At 41.8% G+C, this 19,491-nt stretch carries 20 protein-coding genes, 1 tRNA gene and 2 riboswitches; of the genes, 15 read left to right on the forward strand and 6 right to left on the reverse strand.

Going from position 1 to position 19,491, the window contains the following annotated elements; translation table 11 throughout:
* Positions 1-67: 67 nt before the first annotated feature.
* Both H9647_RS00600 and H9647_RS00605 read right to left on the reverse strand, forming a co-directional pair.
* Complete coding sequence (locus tag H9647_RS00600) at positions 68-691, reverse strand: PAS domain-containing protein (protein WP_191797220.1); 624 nt, start codon at positions 689-691, stop codon at positions 68-70.
* A gap of 234 nt (positions 692-925) precedes the next feature.
* Positions 926-1,645, reverse strand: a complete 720-nt coding sequence (locus tag H9647_RS00605) for an urease accessory protein UreF (protein WP_191797222.1) — start codon at positions 1,643-1,645, stop codon at positions 926-928.
* 340 nt (positions 1,646-1,985) lie between these two features.
* Between H9647_RS00605 and H9647_RS00610 the strand changes: the two genes are divergently transcribed.
* Positions 1,986-2,068: transfer RNA gene (locus H9647_RS00610), tRNA-Leu, on the forward strand.
* A 61-nt stretch (positions 2,069-2,129) separates the two neighbouring features.
* Here the strand turns inward: H9647_RS00610 and H9647_RS00615 are convergent.
* Positions 2,130-2,612 carry a glutathione peroxidase gene (locus tag H9647_RS00615; protein WP_191797224.1) on the reverse strand — a complete coding sequence of 161 codons (483 nt, stop codon included), beginning with the start codon at positions 2,610-2,612 and terminating at the stop codon, positions 2,130-2,132.
* Between the two features lie 365 nt (positions 2,613-2,977).
* A riboswitch (cyclic di-AMP (ydaO/yuaA leader) is annotated at positions 2,978-3,196 on the forward strand.
* 92 nt (positions 3,197-3,288) lie between these two features.
* Positions 3,289-3,458: riboswitch (cyclic di-AMP (ydaO/yuaA leader) on the forward strand.
* Positions 3,459-3,603: 145 nt separating this feature from the next.
* On the opposite strand from H9647_RS00615, the gene H9647_RS00625 reads away from it, so the two are divergent.
* Complete coding sequence (locus H9647_RS00625) at positions 3,604-4,017, forward strand: hypothetical protein (RefSeq protein WP_191797228.1); 414 nt, start codon at positions 3,604-3,606, stop codon at positions 4,015-4,017.
* Between the two features lie 220 nt (positions 4,018-4,237).
* Positions 4,238-4,891, forward strand: a complete 654-nt coding sequence (locus H9647_RS00630; protein ID WP_191797230.1) for an HAD family hydrolase — start codon at positions 4,238-4,240, stop codon at positions 4,889-4,891.
* Positions 4,892-4,962: 71 nt separating this feature from the next.
* On the opposite strand, the gene H9647_RS00635 is transcribed toward H9647_RS00630, so the two are convergent.
* Together H9647_RS00635 and H9647_RS00640 are read right to left on the reverse strand one after the other, a co-directional pair.
* Positions 4,963-6,270 (reverse strand): Nramp family divalent metal transporter, encoded by a 1,308-nt coding sequence (locus tag H9647_RS00635; protein ID WP_191798588.1) that lies wholly within the window; start codon positions 6,268-6,270, stop codon positions 4,963-4,965.
* A gap of 314 nt (positions 6,271-6,584) precedes the next feature.
* Complete coding sequence (locus H9647_RS00640) at positions 6,585-7,373, reverse strand: serine hydrolase domain-containing protein (protein ID WP_225228977.1); 789 nt, start codon at positions 7,371-7,373, stop codon at positions 6,585-6,587.
* Between the two features lie 551 nt (positions 7,374-7,924).
* On the opposite strand from H9647_RS00640, the gene H9647_RS00645 reads away from it, so the two are divergent.
* From H9647_RS00645 to H9647_RS00655, 3 genes are all read left to right on the forward strand, one after another.
* A complete protein-coding gene (locus tag H9647_RS00645) occupies positions 7,925-8,344 on the forward strand; it encodes an organic hydroperoxide resistance protein (protein ID WP_191797232.1) in 420 nt (139 codons plus the stop codon).
* A gap of 238 nt (positions 8,345-8,582) precedes the next feature.
* Positions 8,583-8,858 (forward strand): hypothetical protein, encoded by a 276-nt coding sequence (locus H9647_RS00650; RefSeq protein WP_191797234.1) that lies wholly within the window; start codon positions 8,583-8,585, stop codon positions 8,856-8,858.
* Between the two features lie 97 nt (positions 8,859-8,955).
* On the forward strand, positions 8,956-9,393 hold the full coding sequence (locus H9647_RS00655; RefSeq protein ID WP_191797236.1) for a thiol-disulfide oxidoreductase DCC family protein: 438 nt from the start codon (positions 8,956-8,958) through the stop codon (positions 9,391-9,393).
* 103 nt (positions 9,394-9,496) lie between these two features.
* Here H9647_RS00655 and H9647_RS00660 read toward each other — a convergent pair whose 3' ends face one another.
* Positions 9,497-10,375, reverse strand: a complete 879-nt coding sequence (locus H9647_RS00660; protein WP_225228978.1) for a thermonuclease family protein — start codon at positions 10,373-10,375, stop codon at positions 9,497-9,499.
* Between the two features lie 289 nt (positions 10,376-10,664).
* Here H9647_RS00660 and H9647_RS00665 point away from each other — a divergent pair, with 289 nt between their 5' ends.
* From H9647_RS00665 to H9647_RS00705, 9 genes are read left to right on the forward strand one after another with little or no spacing between them, the layout of a single operon-like run.
* Entirely contained in the window at positions 10,665-11,837 is a 1,173-nt protein-coding gene (locus H9647_RS00665; protein WP_191797237.1) for a nucleotide-binding protein, read from the forward strand.
* Positions 11,834-13,069: a CpaF family protein gene (locus H9647_RS00670; RefSeq protein WP_191797239.1), complete on the forward strand. Its 1,236-nt coding sequence runs from the start codon at positions 11,834-11,836 to the stop codon at positions 13,067-13,069. Before H9647_RS00665 ends, H9647_RS00670 begins: the two co-directional genes overlap by 4 nt.
* Complete coding sequence (locus tag H9647_RS00675; RefSeq protein WP_191797241.1) at positions 13,056-13,886, forward strand: type II secretion system F family protein; 831 nt, start codon at positions 13,056-13,058, stop codon at positions 13,884-13,886. Before H9647_RS00670 ends, H9647_RS00675 begins: the two co-directional genes overlap by 14 nt.
* Positions 13,887-13,896: 10 nt before the next feature.
* On the forward strand, positions 13,897-14,772 hold the full coding sequence (locus H9647_RS00680; protein WP_404822574.1) for a type II secretion system F family protein: 876 nt from the start codon (positions 13,897-13,899) through the stop codon (positions 14,770-14,772).
* A gap of 12 nt (positions 14,773-14,784) precedes the next feature.
* Complete coding sequence (locus H9647_RS00685; RefSeq protein ID WP_191797243.1) at positions 14,785-14,973, forward strand: Flp1 family type IVb pilin; 189 nt, start codon at positions 14,785-14,787, stop codon at positions 14,971-14,973.
* Positions 14,954-15,628 carry a TadE family protein gene (locus H9647_RS00690; protein WP_191797245.1) on the forward strand — a complete coding sequence of 225 codons (675 nt, stop codon included), beginning with the start codon at positions 14,954-14,956 and terminating at the stop codon, positions 15,626-15,628. Before H9647_RS00685 ends, H9647_RS00690 begins: the two co-directional genes overlap by 20 nt.
* Before the next feature lie 24 nt (positions 15,629-15,652).
* Positions 15,653-17,857 (forward strand): hypothetical protein, encoded by a 2,205-nt coding sequence (locus tag H9647_RS00695; protein ID WP_191797247.1) that lies wholly within the window; start codon positions 15,653-15,655, stop codon positions 17,855-17,857.
* A 36-nt stretch (positions 17,858-17,893) separates the two neighbouring features.
* Positions 17,894-18,895 (forward strand): pilus assembly protein, encoded by a 1,002-nt coding sequence (locus H9647_RS00700; RefSeq protein ID WP_191797249.1) that lies wholly within the window; start codon positions 17,894-17,896, stop codon positions 18,893-18,895.
* Positions 18,892-19,434: an A24 family peptidase gene (locus H9647_RS00705; RefSeq protein ID WP_318245238.1), complete on the forward strand. Its 543-nt coding sequence runs from the start codon at positions 18,892-18,894 to the stop codon at positions 19,432-19,434. The genes H9647_RS00700 and H9647_RS00705 overlap by 4 nt, the downstream gene beginning before the upstream one ends.
* The last annotated feature ends 57 nt before the right edge of the window (positions 19,435-19,491 follow it).

The following is a 19,491-nucleotide window of genomic DNA, read 5'->3' on the forward strand; positions in this document are numbered from 1 at the left end:
TGTGATGGATATTATACTTCTTTAAGCAGCTCTGCCTTGTTCGGGTGAACAAAGCAGAGCTGCTTATTTAGCATTCGTCTAAAAAATGAGAATACTGAGGGTACACTCTTCTTATGCAATCAGGACATATATCGTGTGTAAACTCGGCGTGTGTGTTTTTTTCTACAAAACTCTCGACGGGATTCCATTCATCCTCTTCGTCTTGAATTCGTTTGCATACAGCACAGATGGGCAGCATACCCCGGAGGGTTTTGATCTGGGAAGAAGCGTGGCTGAGATGGGCTTCCAATGTTTTGAATGGAGTGATGTCATAATACGAGATGACAATACCGATGAAATCGGGCTTAAGAGAAGTTTTGTATAGGGAAGCTTCTAACCGAAACCATGAATACCCTTGATCTGTAAGGGTGCTTAATTCGCAGGCGTAGCCGGTTGATGTACGTTCCAGTACTTTTTGCAGATTAAGAATAATGAGCTGTATATTATGTATGCAGGTTCCTGGAATTTCACTAAGGACCCTATAATAATTCATCTTTAAATAGCTCTCTGCAGGATAGGGGAGAAACTCTAAAATTTTGGAGAGCCATGTTTGATTGTATGAAGAAATAAGTCCCTCTTCATTAATTATTACAGTCGCAGAACGAAATTGATTGTAGGAATCTTCGAGTGTAAGCGGGTTTGCTTCAACCAATGGCAGTCTCTCCCTAATTAAATATTTCGTTCTTGAAAAAAAGAATAAAGAAGGAGTTTTCTTCTTTGTTTTTCCAAAAAAGCATAATTATATTATATACGTTATTACGTCATCTAACAATGATGAATAACTTACATACGTCTGTCTTTTCCGACAATATCAACGATGAATGATGAATAACACGCCGAAATGGATAGTCGGCGTGTTTTGGGGAGGAGTACGGAGAGGGGGTTCTTAATACGAGGTGAGTTTCGATGGAACTCGGGATGCTTTTGTTCCTCCTTCATGAAAAGGGAAGTTAGGAATGAGGGGGTGTATGGTGAAACGAGAACGATGAAACACAGAGGCGTCAGACAGATCCATTTTGTTCCATTCCTGATCCAAGTGATCTCCTAATGTCTTGCGTAGTTGTTCAAGTTCGTTTGGTTCCATAGAAAGAAGTTGTCTAGCGTGGAGGAAGCACACATTCTTAGCGGCGTGGAGATAACCGGATACGGCGTTTAAGAGGGGAACACCAAGCTGATAGTTAATCCAAGCATGTACGACAGGCAAAGAGATGGCAGTGCCATACTGATCGGCGGCTTTTTCAAGAGGGGAAAAGTCCATCCATGGATGCAATGCTTTGGATAACTTGATAAGTCGTTTTCCCGTTGCTCTTGGTGAATTCCGTTGTTCTGCAGGGGAGTGCTGAACATGAAGCATCTTATCGATAAGTGCTATTCTCCGGTAATCTTGCTTAGCGGCAAAGGTGTATGTTCCCTTGATGGCGAGACCTTCGATTCTGATGAGACTAGGGTAAAGTTCGAGGCGCATAAACGTCTCGAGATCCTGCGAAGTACGGATCATTCCTCTCTCAATCTTTGAGTTAAGTCCGAAGGAGTGAGAAAACCCTCCTACCTGAAGTGAGGAATCAAGCAATTTTACGTAGTCGAGCAGCTTATTTCCTCGGTTCATTCGGTTCGCCTCCCTGAATTATGGTGATGATCGAATTTGGTAAGAAACAGCGTTTGATTAGAGTGTTATATCTATGTTATATTAGTGAATTTCCGTTGTATTTGATACCTATTTTGACATACAAAAACAGGTAAAGTCAACAAGAAACTGCATTTTTTCATATGTGTGTTATGTAAATTAACATCAATTTAACGTAAAATGGGTATTTAATTGCCTGATTTATATTTTTATCATGTAAAAAAGAAAATTAAAATTTTTTTGAATTTCATCTTTACAATACATAGGTTTATGTGTATAATATATTTTGTTGGCACGAAAATGTTGCTGATGAACAAGATGCGCGGTCGTGGTGGAATGGCAGACACGCTACCTTGAGGGGGTAGTGGGTGTATACCCGTGGAGGTTCGAGTCCTCTCGACCGCATCAAACATAAAGAGACCTTGAAGTCATGACTTCAGGGTCTCTTTTTTTGTGCTCTTATTACTTAACGTGATAAGAGCTTAGCAATATCAGCTTCAATCTTGTCCGGGGTTGTCTGCGGACTGTATCTTTTTACAATGCGACCTTCTTGATCCACAAGAAATTTAGTGAAATTCCATTTGATCGCTTTCGATCCTAAAATACCAGGCGCCTTGCTAGTTAAATATTTGAAGAGGGGATGAGCTTCCTCTCCGTTCACATTTACTTTCTCGAACATAGGGAAACTGACACCGTAATTCATCTGACAAAATTCAGCGATGTCATCGCTTGTCCCTGGTTCTTGATGAGCAAATTGATTACTTGGAAAACCGAGCACTTCAAAAGACTGTTGATTAAATTTATCATAGAGTTCTTGTAGTCCTTTGAATTGTGGTGATAATCCGCATTTGCTGGCGGTATTAACGATAAGCATAACTTTACCTTTATAAGCTGACATATTAAGTTCTTGGCCTTTCAGGGTGCTGACATTGAAATCATAAATGGACATAGATCGACCCACCGCCTCGTCTTTTTCTTCTCATTATAAGAGAATGGATAAGGGTTTTACAATATTTTCTACAATTAAATTTTAAACAATTAATATAGGAAGTTAAACAATGTGAGGGAAGTTTATATCTTGTCTTCTCGAGATTTAATGAAAGTGTGTGAAATACAGAGATACGAAGAGATTAGAGGATATGGAAGCTTTAATGTTTCGTGTTTTGATTGAATTAAGGGGATTATGGCTTAATATTGACGGAAGTGAGCTCTAGAGTACCTTTACACCATTCTGCTTCGGGTGTATGATTCATATCGTAAATCTTGAGCACAAAGAAAGACGAGATACATTTTATAAAACAATAGAAATTCTCATTACTATGCTTGCTGAATTTTCGTCTGAATTATTCAAACGAAAAACGGGGGAACCAATGATAGCAGGGCTGCTTGAATCGGTGTAAGAGCTGATTTAGGAACTTTGCTGGGGTGAATTCTTTGAAGTGGAATGGCATTTGCCATTTGGTGGATAAGGAAGGGCGGCTCTCACCGTCCGAATCCGACAGCTAACCTCGTAAGCTAATAACTTGAGAGAGGAATGATGAATCTTGTGATCGTTTATCGACCGCAGGGGCGCTAACCCTCTGTGGTTTTTTATTGTTTTCTACGCTGAATTTTTAGATTCATCTATTTATTTTTCGGTGGATCTTTTATAAAAACGGGGGAACCAAACGGGAATGACATTCGAAAGATTGTTTATTCCAAGGGGTGAATTTCCGGGTCGTCAGACTGGGAATAGGGCAACTCTCTCTTGCCCGAATCCGACAGCTAACCTCGTAAGCGTATATAGGGAGAGGCAGCAGAACCGTGAGCACCCGAGAGGGTAATCAGGAATCTTCGTGATTCCTTATTTTCCTATCCGGGTGGGAGAGCGCCGGCATGCCTTCATGATGTAAATGGTGTTCTTTTTTTGTTGTCTTTTCAATCATAGGGAGGCTTACACAATGAATAATGAAATCATTCTGGTTACTGCACCTAATGAAGCAGCTCGAAATTTTATTCGGTTATTAATGTACAAAAAGCTATCCTTTGCCGTTCTCACGAATAGCGCACAGGAAGAAAAAAAGGTTAGACGACTAGGAGTGCAGCATGTTATCCGTATGGATACTGCTTTTGCTCATAAATGGTCGTTGCCAAATGCAGCGGTAGGGCGGATATTTTTGTTTGAAAACAGCATGAATTTAACCTGTCGCTTTCTGCAAATATGCAGACCATGGACACAAAAGCCGATAACGATCATTACTCAACAGAATCATCCTCGCGGTGTATACCGGGGGATGGGGGCGAATCATATCGTTTTCACAATCAAGGGTGAAGTCGGATTCTTGTTGAATGAAGAGCGAGCTGCCGTTAATTAGAATGTTTTTCGTCTGAAATGATAAATGTAGTATTTATTTTGCATCTATAGATGTAGTAGGGGAGGTATCCCTGCTATGATTGCGGAACAAATCTTGCATTGATATAATGAACAAATAAGATGCACGGCAGTGTAAGACTCATGATCATCATGGGTCTTTTTTATATGGAAGATCATTGTAACTTGAAAGGTTGAGACAATAGATGGGAATGTGGTCTGACGTGAAGTGGCTTTTTTTTGATGTAGGGGACACGCTTGTCGATGAATGGATACCTGTGGACCATATTATGAATCAGTTTGTTGAGCGTGCTGCAGATCGAGGTTATTCCATTACGATTCAGGATGTGAGGGAGAAGTTTATCGAAAGTTACTCTAAATTTATTGACTCCCCCATGCAGTATGCTATCTCTCAGTTAATTGAGAAGGAAGAGGATCGGGCTTATATCCGGCCTAGGCTGAAATTCCGCAAAGAACTTGAAGTCCCTTATCCAGAAGCTAAAAAAATTCTTGCTCAGCTCGGAGAACATTATCAAATTGGAATTATTGCGAATCAGAGTCCGGGTACGGCTGAACGGCTTCATCAATATGGTTTTAGTTCCTATGTTGATGTTATCGCTTGTTCCGCAGAACAAGGACTAGCCAAACCGGACGTGAGACTGTATGAATATGCTTTGCAAAAAGCAGGATGTGCTCCTTCGGAAGCAATTATGATTGGTGATCGTATTGATAACGATATCGTTCCTGCTAAATTACTCGGAATGAAAACCATCCGAATTTTACAAGGGTATGGAAGATATCAACCCTCTGCAAGCGCAAGTGATACGCCGGATTATACCATATCCAGTTTAGATGAATTAATAGCATTGCTCTTATAATTCTAAATTGAAAAAGAATGCAAAAAATAGTCTGCACAGTAGAACTCCTACTGTGCAGACTATTTTTTTGCTTAGAAAAGGGTTAATGCGAGCAGACATACATTTAAGATGACAATAATTCCCGCAATGGTCCAAGATAAGATGCTTAGCCATTTTTTGTTGACGAATTCGCCCATCATTTCTTTACTGCTTGTAAACATGACAAGCGGAATGACGGCAAAAGGAAGCTGCAACGATAAAATGACTTGGCTCAGAATCAGTAGATCGGTAGTACCTTTCTCACCTGCAATCGCCGTAACAATGACAGCAGGGATGATGGCAATAAGCCGGGTCGCAAGTCGTCTTAGCCATGCAGGCAATCTGATATTAAGGAAACCCTCCATTACAATCTGACCGGACAGTGTACCGGTAAGTGTTGAGTTTTGCCCTGAAGCGAGTAGTGCAATTCCGAATAAAATACTGGCCATCGTCGTTCCAAGAAGCGGGGTAAGCAGATGATATGCATCCGTTATATCTGCTACATCGAACATCCCTGCTTGGTGAAACGCAGCTGCGGAGACCACGAGGATCGCGCCATTGATAAACATGGCAATCGTCAGTGCGATCGTCGAATCAATCGTCGTATAATGGATCGCTTCTTTTTTGGCTTTGACCGTATTTTCAATCTTACGAGACTTCACGATAGAAGAATGGAGATATAGATTATGCGGCATAACCGTTGCACCAAGAATACCAATGGCTATATAGAGCATTTCAGGATTACGCAGCACTTCGGCATCGGGAACGAGACCATTCATAATACCGGATCTGCTGGGATGCGCCATAAACAAATCAATTCCAAAACAAACCGCAATGGTACCCATTAAGACGATGACGATACTTTCTAAAGTCCGAACTCCCTTGTTCTGAAGGAGCAGAATCAGAAGAACATCGACTGCTGTAATAATAACGCCATACAGAATGGGGATACCAAACAACAAATTAAGTGCAATGGCTGAACCTATGACTTCTGCGAGATCCGTAGCTGCAATGGCTAGTTCTGCGAGAACCCAGAGTACGGCAACAACTGCGGGGTTGAAACGTTCACGGCAAGCTTGTGCAAGGTCTTTACCTGTAACCAGTCCGAGCTTGCCTGAGAGCGTCTGGAGTACAACGGCCATGAGATTAGACAGGACGATGACAAACAGCAGGCGATAGCCAAACTGGGATCCGCCGGCGATATCTGTTGCCCAGTTCCCTGGGTCCATGTATCCAACGGCGACAAGGAAGCCGGGGCCGGTAAAAGCAAGCAGCTTACGAAACCAGGATGCGTCTGTGGGCACCGTAAGAGAACCTGTATAACTTCCATCTCCCGAATCTGCTCCAGATAAAGAGTACATTGAATTTTGTTTTTGTTTTTTAGAAAAACTCATAAGATGTCACCTGTTTCTATTGAAAATGAAAATTATAAATGAATGTTTAATCTTTTTTCAGAAAATATCTTGTGTTTACAAAATATATTGTACTACTTCAAGTTTATTTGTCTAGAGCAACATTTATGCGCGGATGAAATAAATGAAAAATGCGGGACATGTTCATTTTTACATATAAACTTAAATACATATTTTGAATACACAAAAAAACAAGCAAAGAATTGAAAAGCTATCTTTGCTTGCTAAAGTATCTTTCATAGATAGGGTATTAGGTTAAAGCTTCATCCTAATTGTGGATACAATTCAGACCAAATGGCATCCATAATTCCTTGGATATTATTTTCTTCGCTATTGATCGCGATTACCGCTTCTTTATCAGGTAAGACGACAAGCAGCTGACCGTGAGCTCCATCTGCACGGTATGCTCCGTGAGTACACATCCAGAACTGACAGCCGTATCCGACTCGCCAGTCTCCTTCAGCAGGAGTATTTATATGTTTGCGGGTAGCATAAGTGATCCAAGACTCTGGGATTAATTGTTCTCCATTCCATTTTCCTTTGTTCAATAGCAACTGACCGAACCGTGTCAATTCTTCATTGCTGATGTTAAGCCCAGTACAACCAAGTGTAACGCCAAGCGGTGAACTATCCCACTCCACATCATATATCCCCAGCGGAGTAAATAGCCGAGGAACCAAATAATCCCGAACCGTTTCACCCACTGCCGCTTGCACAAGAGCAGATATCATAAAAGTATCTCCGCTGCTGTATGTAAATTGTTCTCCTGGTGCACGGTCCAGAGGTAAAGAGAGATAATGTTTGACCCAGTCTTTTTCTATGAGAGTATTGCGCTCATGGGCCCATAATGGAGGGTTATCATGTCCTGTTGACATCGTCAGCAGTTCATATAGTGTGATTTCTCCAGGGGAAGGGATCATGGGGCTGGTTGATTTATGAGTTGTAGAATAAGAAAAGAAATCACTGAGTTTTGTTTCGAGTGACAATTTTCCTTCTTCTAGTGCAAGACCCACCGCCATACTGGTAAAAGATTTACTGACCGAATGCTGCAAACGACGCTCATCTCTTGTTTAATCCCAGACCCCAGCGGGCTTCCCGCCTTGAAGAATTCGAACAGAGCAGACATGGAGCTCATTAATCGTTACTTGATGAACAAATCCTGTTAGATCAATCGTCATGACAACGTTCCTTTCCTGTTTATTTAGGTCAAGGGAGGATCAGTAACTCATTTCGTAAGACGGAGTGTTCCAAAACACAGGGTTCTAGTTGCGCAAAGATGGTAATACAGGTGTAGAAATAAGTCAATATTGGAATAATAAACCAAAAGAAATAAATAATTAGGGAGTTTATCTTATCAGATGTACAGATAAAGATGAATAGCACCAATAATTCTTCGTACGACGAACATCTATAGTAGATCTCTATATATAGAAGGAATATAACGGGTTGCCCTCGATCCTCAGAAATCAGTTAACTTTATTGAATTTGTTTTATTTTCTGTGAGAAGTTTAAAAATAAATATGCACGAACATCACATCCTAACATAACAAGATAGGAAATAAGATGTTAATAACTAAATTTACTAGGATAAGGAGCGATTAAGATGGAAGCATTGTATACAGCAAGCGCAACCGTACGCGGAGGAAGAGATGGATCTTTTGAAACATCAGATGGTGTACTTCGCCACGACTTATCTACTCCAAAAGAATTGGGCGGTGCAGGCGGAAACGCTACTAATCCAGAGCAACTATTTGCAGCAGGTTATGGTGCATGTTACGAAAGCGCACTGAGCAATATCGCTCGTAAAGAAGGCGTGAAATTAAGTGATGTAGAAATCACAAGTAATGTAATGATCGGGAAGGATCCGAAAGATGACGGGTTCCAGCTTGCCGTTCGACTCGATGTGAAGATCCCAGGTATAGACCGTGCGAAGGCAGAAGACTTGGCTAAGAAAGCACATGATTTCTGTCCTTATTCCAAAGCTACACGCGGTAACATTCCCGTTGAACTTAACGTCATTTAAGTATATAAAATAGGATCTTGCAGAAAAATCGTGTTTAAATAGACGATCTTTCGTGAGATATAAAAGAGACCTTGGTGGGTTCGCCAAGGTCTCCACTTTTATAGGTGACTTTACGATCCATTTAAATATTGTTTTAATACAGGGGTATATTGATTTGACATCAGGGTTAAAATTCTTTAATATGACTAAGTACTAATATGTACGTGGCATGAATAAATTTGAAATCACAGGTGATTACATGTCTTATAGACCCCAGATTGTTGACTTAACAACTGCTAGCCGCAATGAAGAATCGGGACTTTACGAATTTACAATGAAGCTTCAGGATGGAACGCTTTGTCGTGTATTTTATTCCAACAAACCGGAATGGCACATGACTAGCATCAGCCGTCTTCAGAAGACTCCTTGCCCGATTTGCCGTAAGGATTTCATCTGTAAATGTATGGAGAAATTTGCAGGCGATATTCATGAGCAAATTATGAATGATCAATTGATCGAACAAGCTATCAAGTAGGAATAGCTTGTTATGATGAGCGTCCGTGAGATCACGGCGCTTTTTTTTCTATATACTTATAGTCTAGAGTGGTTAAGTTCAACTAAGGGGTGGAACCATGAAGAGTGAATCTCAGTGTGATATGAAACCATATATGAATCTTAATATTGTGCTCATTGACGGAGTGTGTCATTTATGTCAAGGACTCACGAAATGGATTATCCAGCGAGATGGCAAGGGGGATTTTCACTTTGCTTCACTTCAATCAGAGATCGGTCAGAAACTGCTTGAACATGGTGGATTATCTCTTCATTCTATGGATACGTTTGTATTTATTGAACAAGGGGAGTACTACACTCGTTCCACGGGCGCACTGCATATAGCGAAAAAGCTGGGGTTCCCTTATAAGCTTGCTTCCGTATTCTTGATGATTCCGGCTGCGGTTCGAGACCGGGTATATAATGTGGTTGCTCGTAATCGTTACCGCTGGTTTGGCAAAGATGAAGATGATGCTTGTATGTTACCTACTCCAGAGATCCGTAAACGATTTTTATAAATAGGATGATAAATAAAATAAGGCAGCCAGTAGTCGTAACTGTACCTCCATCTGTTAGTGAGATCTAACAAGTGAAGGCAGTTCACTATTTGGCTGCCTTATTTTAATTTTTAGGAGCTCTATAACCAGCAGCTACCGCTTCCGCTTCTGTACAAAACCAAGCCTCTGGTTGGGTTGATTTGTAGTTACGAGATGCAGTGGTGTGGTAAATTTTCTCTCCCTTAGCATTGATATTTCCTTTAATGGTACAGGTATTGTTAGGCGGAGTAGAAGAAGTACTATTCCCATTAGAAGATGCAGTTCCGTTAGTCGTGCTGTTTGAAGTAGTACTGCTGTCTTCCTGATATTCAGTAGGATGAAATCCATCTTCTTGTGCATAGTTCTCATATTTCCAAATACCTAACGCTTGTTTTTTGCTTTTGTTCTGAATGGCTTCAAACTGATCCACATAACGAACATTCGGCGGATAGATGTAAGCAACCCTTGCATAACCCTTCTTAAGCAGTGATTCTTGGAGCATTACGCCATCCACATAGACGTAGGCAAGCAGTCGAGAGTATTTATCCCGGTTGGGACCGATATCAAATTCAAGTTCGATTTTCTTTGCTTTTTCTAATACTTGTTTCGTATATTGCTTTGCTTCTTGACCAAGTGGTTGTACACCGAGTTTGGGATGGGATGTCTCGGGTGTGTCGACCAGCAGCAAGCGGACAGATTGGCTCTTGCCTTCGTACATCACTTTCAAGGTATCTCCGTCCACAGCACGGTCGAGAGTGACCGGCACTCTTGGATATTTATAATCCGCAGTTGATTGATCTGATGTATTATCTGTACTTGATGTTCCAGTAGAAGTACCTGTATTTGATGTACTACCTGTATTCGTATCAGTGATAGAATCTCCTAACTGAATCTCACCGCAACCAGCCGTAAGAACAGTGATACTCAGGACAAGTGGAATCATCCACCGTCTCAAAAAAGACATGAAAAACACTCCATTCTAAGATGTATAGTATGTATGCGTGGACCTCTATAAGTGTACTATATCCGTAAAAGAAAGGGAACGAACGTTTGCTAAACTTACATTGTATTCTTCGCTTTTTATAAAAAGGATATAAGGGAATCGAAATTTGTTCTTGATGCTTGTGGAAAATTGTGCTAATCTAGCGTTAACTTAATCAGCACGTGACGGAAGCACCGTCCATATATCGCAGGGAATCTTGCGGTAATGGGCGGTGCTTTTTTGCTGTGGAAGGGGAAAGGTATGATGATTGATGAATAGAGTGCTACTTGCAAGCAGCAGTTTGGAATATGTTGAGGCGCTGCTAGATTTCATTCAGGGGAGTTCGTATTCAGCCGTATTTCAGGTGACCGCTTTTTCGCAGCCGGAAGCAATGTCTAGATACATAGAGGAACTAAGTCCAACCTCTACGCCGGACTTAGTAGTAGTGGAAGAGCAATTTATTGAAAAATGGATCTCCAGTCCTTTTGCAGATAAAGTACCTGTTCTTCTATTTACAGAGCAGTTTGTTTCTGAAGAAAATCAAACGGAAATTAGGAAGTATCAGCCTTTGCCCGCCATCTTAGCAAAATGGGAAGAAGTGCTGCTAAGTTCGAGTAGACGAGAGAAAGGTAGATTCAACGGTGAACAAACATGGGTGATTGGGGTCACTTCGGCTTCCGGGGGCTGCGGTAAAACAACCGTTGCGCTCAATCTAGCTAAGCAGCTCGGGCGGTCCGGTTATTCGGTATTTTATCTGAATCTAGAAACCATCGATAGTACGGGGCCATTTTTACATACAACATCTATGGAAATGCAATCCGAATCAGGAGGAGATTCTTTTAGTCAATTATTGTATCAGCTAAGAACTAATAAGATACCAAATAGCAGCTTTCATGGGGAGAAGAAGGACCGGATCGATCTAAAGTCGTATACGATTCGGAATGAACGTATTCAAGCAGATTGTTTTATTCCAGCAAAAAATCGCAAAGAGCTGCTTCAGATGAACAAATCAGATACGAGTGAATTGATTCGTCTCATTACGGAGTCAGGTCAATACCATTTTGTTATTACAGATCAAGATTCGGTGTGGGACTTGCGCTCGGAAGCGGTGATGGAGGAATCTCAGTTGCTGATATGGCTGTTATCTGATGATATTCATACGATGAATAAATACAAGGAATGGATGAAGTTTCATAAGCAGCTTGATCCAGAACAGTACGAGAATAGGATGCGAAAAACATTGCATGTCATTAATCGTTATATGGGGAATATGGCAAACGAGCTTCCGGGCGAAGAGATGATGGCAGAACATTATCTACCTTATATCCCTTCTTGGAAACAGATGCGGGAACCTGATTTACTGCTGAGCTCACCGATATATCAGAAGGAAATGAGTAAGCTTTGTGAAGCTATTGGCGTACTGAACAGGGAGAATACAGCATGAATGAGGCATGGTTTAAGGAATTAAGAAAGACGGTGCGTTCGGGACTGGATGTGACTTCATCTGCGGGGGATTCGGAACTCATGGAGCACATCGAGCGCAGGGTGCTTTATCATCCAGATCTGGTACATCTGACTTCCGGAGAAAAGCAGACCCTAATTAGACGATTATATGATTCCTTTCGAGGACTTGATGTGTTGCAACCGCTTGTAGATAACCCGAATATTACAGAGATTATGATTAATAGTCATCACGAGATTTTTATTGAAGAACGTGGTGAAGTTAAAAAGCTGCCCATCGCATTTGAATCCGCAGATCGGCTCGAAGATATTATTCAGTCGATTGTCTCCGGGGTAAACCGCATCGTTAATGAGTCTTCTCCGATCGTGGATGCGAGGCTGAAAGATGGGTCCCGGGTGAATATTGTTTTACCGCCGATTGCTCTGAAGGGTCCCACAATGACCATCCGTAAGTTCCCAGAGAAACCGATGAGCATGGAAGATCTAGTTTGTATGGGTGCTCTCACCGAAGAGGCAGCACAGCTGTTGCAAAAGCTCGTAAAGAGCAAATACAACATTTTTATCAGCGGTGGAACCGGATCGGGGAAAACCACTTTCCTGAATGCCTTGTCTCAATATGTTCCTAGCAGTGAGCGAATCATTACGATAGAAGATTCAGCGGAGCTACAGATTGTTACTGTGCCGAATCTTGTATCGCTCGAGACACGCAATGCCAATACGGAAGGCAGAGGGGAAATATCAATCCGTGATCTCATTCGATCTTCTCTTCGGATGAGACCCAATCGAATTATTGTAGGAGAGGTTCGGGGGAGTGAAGCCCTAGATATGCTGCAGGCAATGAACACCGGGCATGATGGATCGTTATCAACAGGACACTCAAACAGTATTGTCGATATGGTGAGTCGTTTAGAAACGATGGTACTGAGCGGGGCTGACCTGCCCATTGTTGTCGTTAGACAGCAGATCAGTTCGGCTATCGATATATTTGTTCATCTATCAAGACTCAGAGATCGTTCACGGCGGGTTACGGAGATCAGTGAAGTCGTCGGAATGGAAGATGGGGAGGTGAGGCTGAATCGTCTATACCAGTTTCAGGAACGTGGTGAAGCAGAAGGGCGCATTGTAGGTGAACTCGTTCCGAACTCCTCTTCGCTTGTACATGTGGACAAATTGCGGGCTGCCGGCATCCGTTATCCATTTAATGAAGGTAGTTAAGAGGGGGAGGAAAGTGAATTTGAGTAGGAGGGTTATCCAGAACAAGGACCTAGCACAGGCAGAGCCTAGTAGCAAACTATCTGACTATTCAGTACATCGTTTAAGCTCGCGGCAAAGGACATTATGTATGATTATCAGCGCCATTCTTTTTTTCAGTATCGGTTACTTATTCTATCATCACTTAGTGATGAGTAGCATCTTAGCCTTAGCAGCATTCTTTATCCCTAAATACTATAATCAATACCTGCTTGAGAAAAGACGATCGGCACTCAGTCTTCACTTCAAGCAAGCACTTTATTCTTTATCTTCCTCTCTTGCTGCCGGAAAGTCCGTAGAAAATGCATTTAGGGAAGCTGTACTGGATCTTCGAATGCTTGATCCGCAGGCGGATCATGATCTGATTCGAGAGTTCACGATCATCTGTACACGAATGGAATATGGTCAGCCGATTGAGGAAGCTTTATTAGATTTTGCAAATCGTGCTCATATGGAGGATATTACGAACTTCGCAGATGTATTTGTTACTTGTAAACGCACAGGCGGTGATCTGGTTGAAGTCGTAAGAAGAACTTCTTCGGTCATAGGAGAAAAACTAGATATTCAGCAAGAAATAGCAGTAACTATCTCTCAGAAAAAGTTTGAGTCAAAGGCGATGTTTGCTTCTCCCTTCGTGTTTTTGTTAGTACTTAGTGTCACGTCTCCAGATTTCCTTACACCTTTATATAGCCCAGCCGGATATCTCATTTCAAGTGTATCCATTATCGTTTTGTTTGCTTGTTTCTTGTGGGTAAACCGTATTATGAATATTCGGGTGTAGGGGGTGAGGACTGTTGATGATTATTTGTAGTTTGATGGCTGCTTTGCTTGCCTTGTGGTGGATTTTTGCCAATCGGACAGCTAAAACGAGGTATCTGAAGCTGGATCAGGTGGAGATGACAGGACTGCGATTTCGCAAACTGCATGCCCCATTTATTGGCCTGATTGAACGATTGGACTTCGTAAGAAAGTTTCCAATGTTTGTTTACCGTGTGCAGCATTCGATTCAGAGAGCCTATGGTCCTAAACATGGTCATGAGAAAATGATGTTGTTTCTTGCGGAGATGTTTGTATACAGCTGGCTTGCGCTAATTGGTGGGTCGGTAATGACGCTGGGGTTAAAAGGAGAAATGATGGGAATTGCGATCGGATGCATGCTTGCCATTATTATTCCCTTTGCACAGCTGAAGGATCTTCATGAGAAGGTGAAGCTGCGTGAACAGGATATCTTAATGGAACTGCCAGAATTCCTTAACAAAGTTGTCTTGCTTGTTGGCGCAGGGGAGACCGTCCAAAAGGCAATTATTCATTGTACGGAGCGTAAACAGAGTTCTGACCATCCTTTGTACATAGAACTCAGGCAAATGATTGCAGAATGGAACAGTGGGTTTTCATTTCAACAAGCCTTTGAGCAGTTTAGTAAACGATGCGGCGTTCAGGAAGTATCCATTTTTACAACGACCGTGTTACTTAACTTTCGGCGGGGAGGCAATGATTTTGTACTCTCTCTAAGAGAGTTGTCGCGAGTATTGTGGGAGAAGAGAAAATCACTCAGCCGTACTAAAGGGGAGCAGGCTTCATCTAAGCTCGTGTTTCCAATGGTAGTTATTTTTTTAGTTATTGTAATTATGGTAGGTGCACCCTCGTTTATGATGATGAATTTATAGGAGGAAATATAAATGATAACAACAGTTAAAAACAAAATAATTAGTTTTTGGAAGGAAGAGGATGGTCTCGGCACGCTGGAGATGATTTTAATTATTGGGGTCATTATTGTAATTGGTCTTATTTTTAAAAATCAAATTACTGCGATCGTCGACAAATTACTAGATCAGGTGAACACAAAAAGTGACCAATTTTTTAAATAGGTATCATAAATTAAAAAACGACGATGGGAGCTTCACCCTTGAAGCTTCTCTCGTGTTTCCTGTCATCTTGTTTACGCTATGTTTATTAATGTTCTTTTGCGTGTTGCTGTACCAAAAATCGATGTTATCACAGTATGCGTCTGCATCTTCGGAGCGCTCAGTTTATAGCTGGGAGAACAGTCATAAGGAACCGAAGACAGGAGCATTTCTAGAGGATGAATATGACAGGTTGTACTGGAGATTGGCTGATGATCATATGCTTGGTTCGCTTTTTGGTACGTTTGGAGCAGAATCTACTTCTTCTATATCTGTTCCAAGTGAGGTATTAGAAGGCACACTTACATCACAGAAGATGAGTCAGACAGCTGCGTCGCTTCCACCAATGTACAGCGGGACGATGGAGTATGAGAATAAATTCATGAATCGGCAGATAACAACGAAAATAGATCAATTTGTATCTTTACCCATGGTGGGTTTCTTACTTAATCAAGATCATAAAATTCATCATTCAGGGAAAGCAACAGTGGTTGAGCCCGATGAGTTCATCCGCAATATAGAGTTGATTCGATATTATGGAGCACGATTTTCGGGGATGGGAACACCCGGGGATCCATCAGAAATCGCACAAATTCTCGGAAAGCTGACGGGGAAATAACTGTAGGATGCGGGGGAGGAACGATTGTTTAAGAAAGGGGAATCGGAGTCTGGAGCAGTAACTATTTTTCTGGCCATGGTGCTTGCTGTCATCTTCATGTTTGTTGCTGTATTTATAGATTATGCAAGAATTGGAGCTATGAAAGTTCAGACAGAGAGGTTATCTCATGCTGCTGTTCGTTCTGTAATGTCCTCCTACATGCCGGAACTCCAGCAAAGATATGGGTTGTTTGCACACAGCGGTGAACAAGGAGATTTCATCATGTCTAAAGTGCTCAATGATAGTACAAAGCCCATTCCTCATCGGGATGGACTCGCCATTATTCCTATGCAACTGGATAGTTCAGGTCTTGTATTTGAACGTGAACTGGGCAGGTATGATCATTTTAATCAACAGATACAGGAAGAGATGAAATATAAAGCACCGATCGATTTTTTATATGATGCGGTAACTAGATTTAAACCTCTCTCAGAGGATCTAAAGCAAGCGGCTCACAGTGTAGACGTACTGCGGAAGTTACAGAAACTGTATGACAAGCGTGAAAAATCGCTTGAGCAAGCTATTAAAAAGAGAAGAGAAGCTGCGAAAACGTCGGAGATGGTTGCAAAACTGGTTATGGACCCTCCAAGCAACTATTTCAGTGACAGCCCACTGGGTGGAAACATTCGCTCATTAGCGGATGGAGCATCAAGGTACTCTGATTATTACTCTAAATTCACTGAAGATGAAGCAAGAGAGCCTCTCCTCAGAATATATGGTTCGGAGCTAAGCGAGTATCGGATGGATCTCACAGGAGTGTTGCTTCGTCTTGGAAAAGCGAGAACAGATGCAACAAGCACACACAAGCAGAAGATTGAAGAGGCAAATGATCTGATCGAAGAGGCGAAGCAACTGAATGAGCAAATGAAACAGGTCATTAAAGATGGTGAGGCGAGAGCCGCTAATCAGGCTTATGACAAAGTTGGTCAAGCAAACACACCAGGCAAGGGAGTATCATCATCTGGAAATTTAAGTGGGGCTGAATTACGTAAGAAGACAGAAGAACTGGTGCGGAAAGATACGGAGTTTGCCGCTTTTACTAATAGTCAGAATCAACAATTAACAGATTTCACAAATGCACAACAAAAAGTAATGACTGCTGAAAATTCGCTTCGCAACCTAACAGGCGGTGATACCTATCATAAAAGAAATGAAGTTCTTTCCGCGAACAAGGAAATTCAGCGATATATGGACCGCTACGTAAAATCTAGCAGCAGTAATGTAATAGATCAGTCTGCAGACCAGATCGATGATTATAGAGCAGCTGATAAAGAAAGAGCAAAGGTGGACAAGCAGTCACAGCAAAAACTGAATGAAGTTCAAAATAAAATCAAGTTATTAGTTGCTACGGCCGGTCTAGAAGAAAGTACAAAACAGTTTGCTGAACTGGAAACCTATTTTAATGAAAGTATTTCCTTTAACCAGACGAGTAGTGAAGAACCGGTTAGCTCAGAAATGTCTGACGACCCCTATGATGCGGGTGGAGATGCGATGACGAACATGGATCAGATGTTTGGAGGCATGTCCGGGTTTATTGATATTTTGGGTGATGAGCTGTTTCAGAATGAATATGCAATGCATTATTTTTCATCCGTTGATCTTTCAATGTTATCGGGCAGCAAGACGAACACGAGTACGCTTGAACCGGAATCGTTTTTTCTACCGGAAAGTCAGGAACTGGAGTATATCATTTATGGGTTTCATAATTCCTATGGAAATATTACAGCGGCCTATGGCGAAGTGTTTACAATAAGGCTTGCGATTAGGACGATGGAGGGTCTTGTTGAGAGCAGTAAGCTTGGTAATCCACTGCTTATTCTTTCAAAAGCAATTCTGTATGGACTTGAACATGCACTTGCTGATATGAATTCTCTTGCTGATGACGGAAAAGTAGAATTGTCCAAATATGCAAAGCAGATATCGGTAACCTACCGTGATCATTTACGGTTTTTCTTGCTTGCGCACAGTAATAACGAGAAGAAGATGTCCCGAATGATGGCTTTGATCCGTTTGAACACGGATATAGATCTGACGAAATCATATACCTATGCATCAGGGCAGACAGGAATGAGGATGAAATTATGGTTCTTACCTGGAATAACCAAAATGTTAGGGACTATATCAGGCAGTGCTGATCGTGTAGAGAATGGTAGCGTTTATATCACGATTCAATCGGATTACTCCTACTAGAATATCCAGTTCAGATTAATAGGGGCTAATAAAACTATGAAAATTCAGAAGAAATGGAAAAGAAGAAGGAGAAAGATAGGTGGTAGTCTTAGGTCGGACAAAGGGAGTATTGTACTCGATGCTTCTCTAGTCATGCCGATCTTTCTCTTTTTTATCGTCTTTCTTATTTATTTTGTTCAGATGACGTTATTTGTAACGGCTCTGCAAACCACTGCCTCAGAAACAGCGAAAAAAATCTCTGCACATATGTATCCTGTAGTGCTTGCAGTTGATGCGGCAGGCTCAATAGATTCAGGATTAGATGGCTTGGACATCCCAGGGACGGGGGAGGGAGGGATTTTTCCGATCCCTGAATTGTCATTGACTGATTTAGTTGCAAAATATGCTTCTGCTCTGCCCGAACCGATTGGTGAGTGGGCTTCTATGGCAGCAGCTAGCGGAGAAGCACCACTACAGCATCTGCAAAGTTCAGTTTCGGAAGCTATTTTAGACCCGGTAATTAAGCCGCTCCTCTCTCCGGTAATCGAGAATACCGTACTTGAATATGACCGAATTCATGTTAACGGCATCGACTTACCGAACCTGAAAGAAAAAACAAACCCTTACTTCGGGATCGAGCTAACTTATGAGATGCCGCTCAAAGTTCCTTTTACAAAGAAAAGCATTCGAATCCAGGCCAGCAGCAAAGAGCGGATCTGGATTGGGGCTACAAATGAGGGAGCTACAGAAGGAGACGGAACCACCGCTGCGAAGGGAAATGTAGCGCTGTTATCCAAACCGGAACCTGCCTATATTGCGAGACAGGCTACCATCAGGGCGAAGATTACTCCGGGTGCTTCGGCAAATTTGTCGGTATTTTATAAAACAGGAGAAAGCACCGCCAAACATGTAGGATGGGCTACGGCTGATGAGAATGGTTATGTGGAGTGGACATGGTTTGTCGGCACAAGAACGACAGCGGGAACGTGGCCTTTTGTCATTGAAACAAGTGATGGAGCTAGGTTAGAAGTGATGTTTGAAGTTGCTTCAAAGACGTGAAGGAAGTGAATGTGATGGAACTTGTTTATTATGGATGTGGAATTTTTGTGGTAGCTGCATTTATTACAGATGTCAGATCGATGCGAATTCCTAATCTGTTATCTTTGTCCGCTATCATTAGCGGGCTGATCGTACATTTATGTATAGGCGGATTTCAAGGTTTACTCGCGAGTATCAGCGGATTTGGTACTGGATTTGGAATTATGTTGGTGCTTTATCTCGCTGGAGCTGTGGGAGCGGGGGATGTCAAAATCTTTGGCGGAATTGGGGCATGGACCGGGGCCTTGTTTACAGTTCAAGCGATGGTGTACTCCATTCTCATTGCAGGCGTAATTGGTTTGATTATTTTATTATGGAAAAAACAACTGGTTCAACGATTGGGTAAGCTCATTCTATATATAGTTGGTAGAGTGATTCCTGAGATTGGGATAATAAATTCAGTCCATAGTTACAGCCCACTGAAGGAAGGACTTCGGTTTCCTTTTATGATTGCTGTGTTGCCGGGGTTTATTAGCGCATGCGGAATATATGTATTATAAAAAACTTTGTTTTACTATACACGGTGGATAGAACAGTGAAGTGTCTAAAGGAGAGAC

It is taken from the genome of Paenibacillus gallinarum (assembly GCF_014836635.1).
In the GTDB taxonomy this organism is placed as follows: Bacteria; Bacillota; Bacilli; order Paenibacillales; family Paenibacillaceae; genus Paenibacillus; species Paenibacillus gallinarum.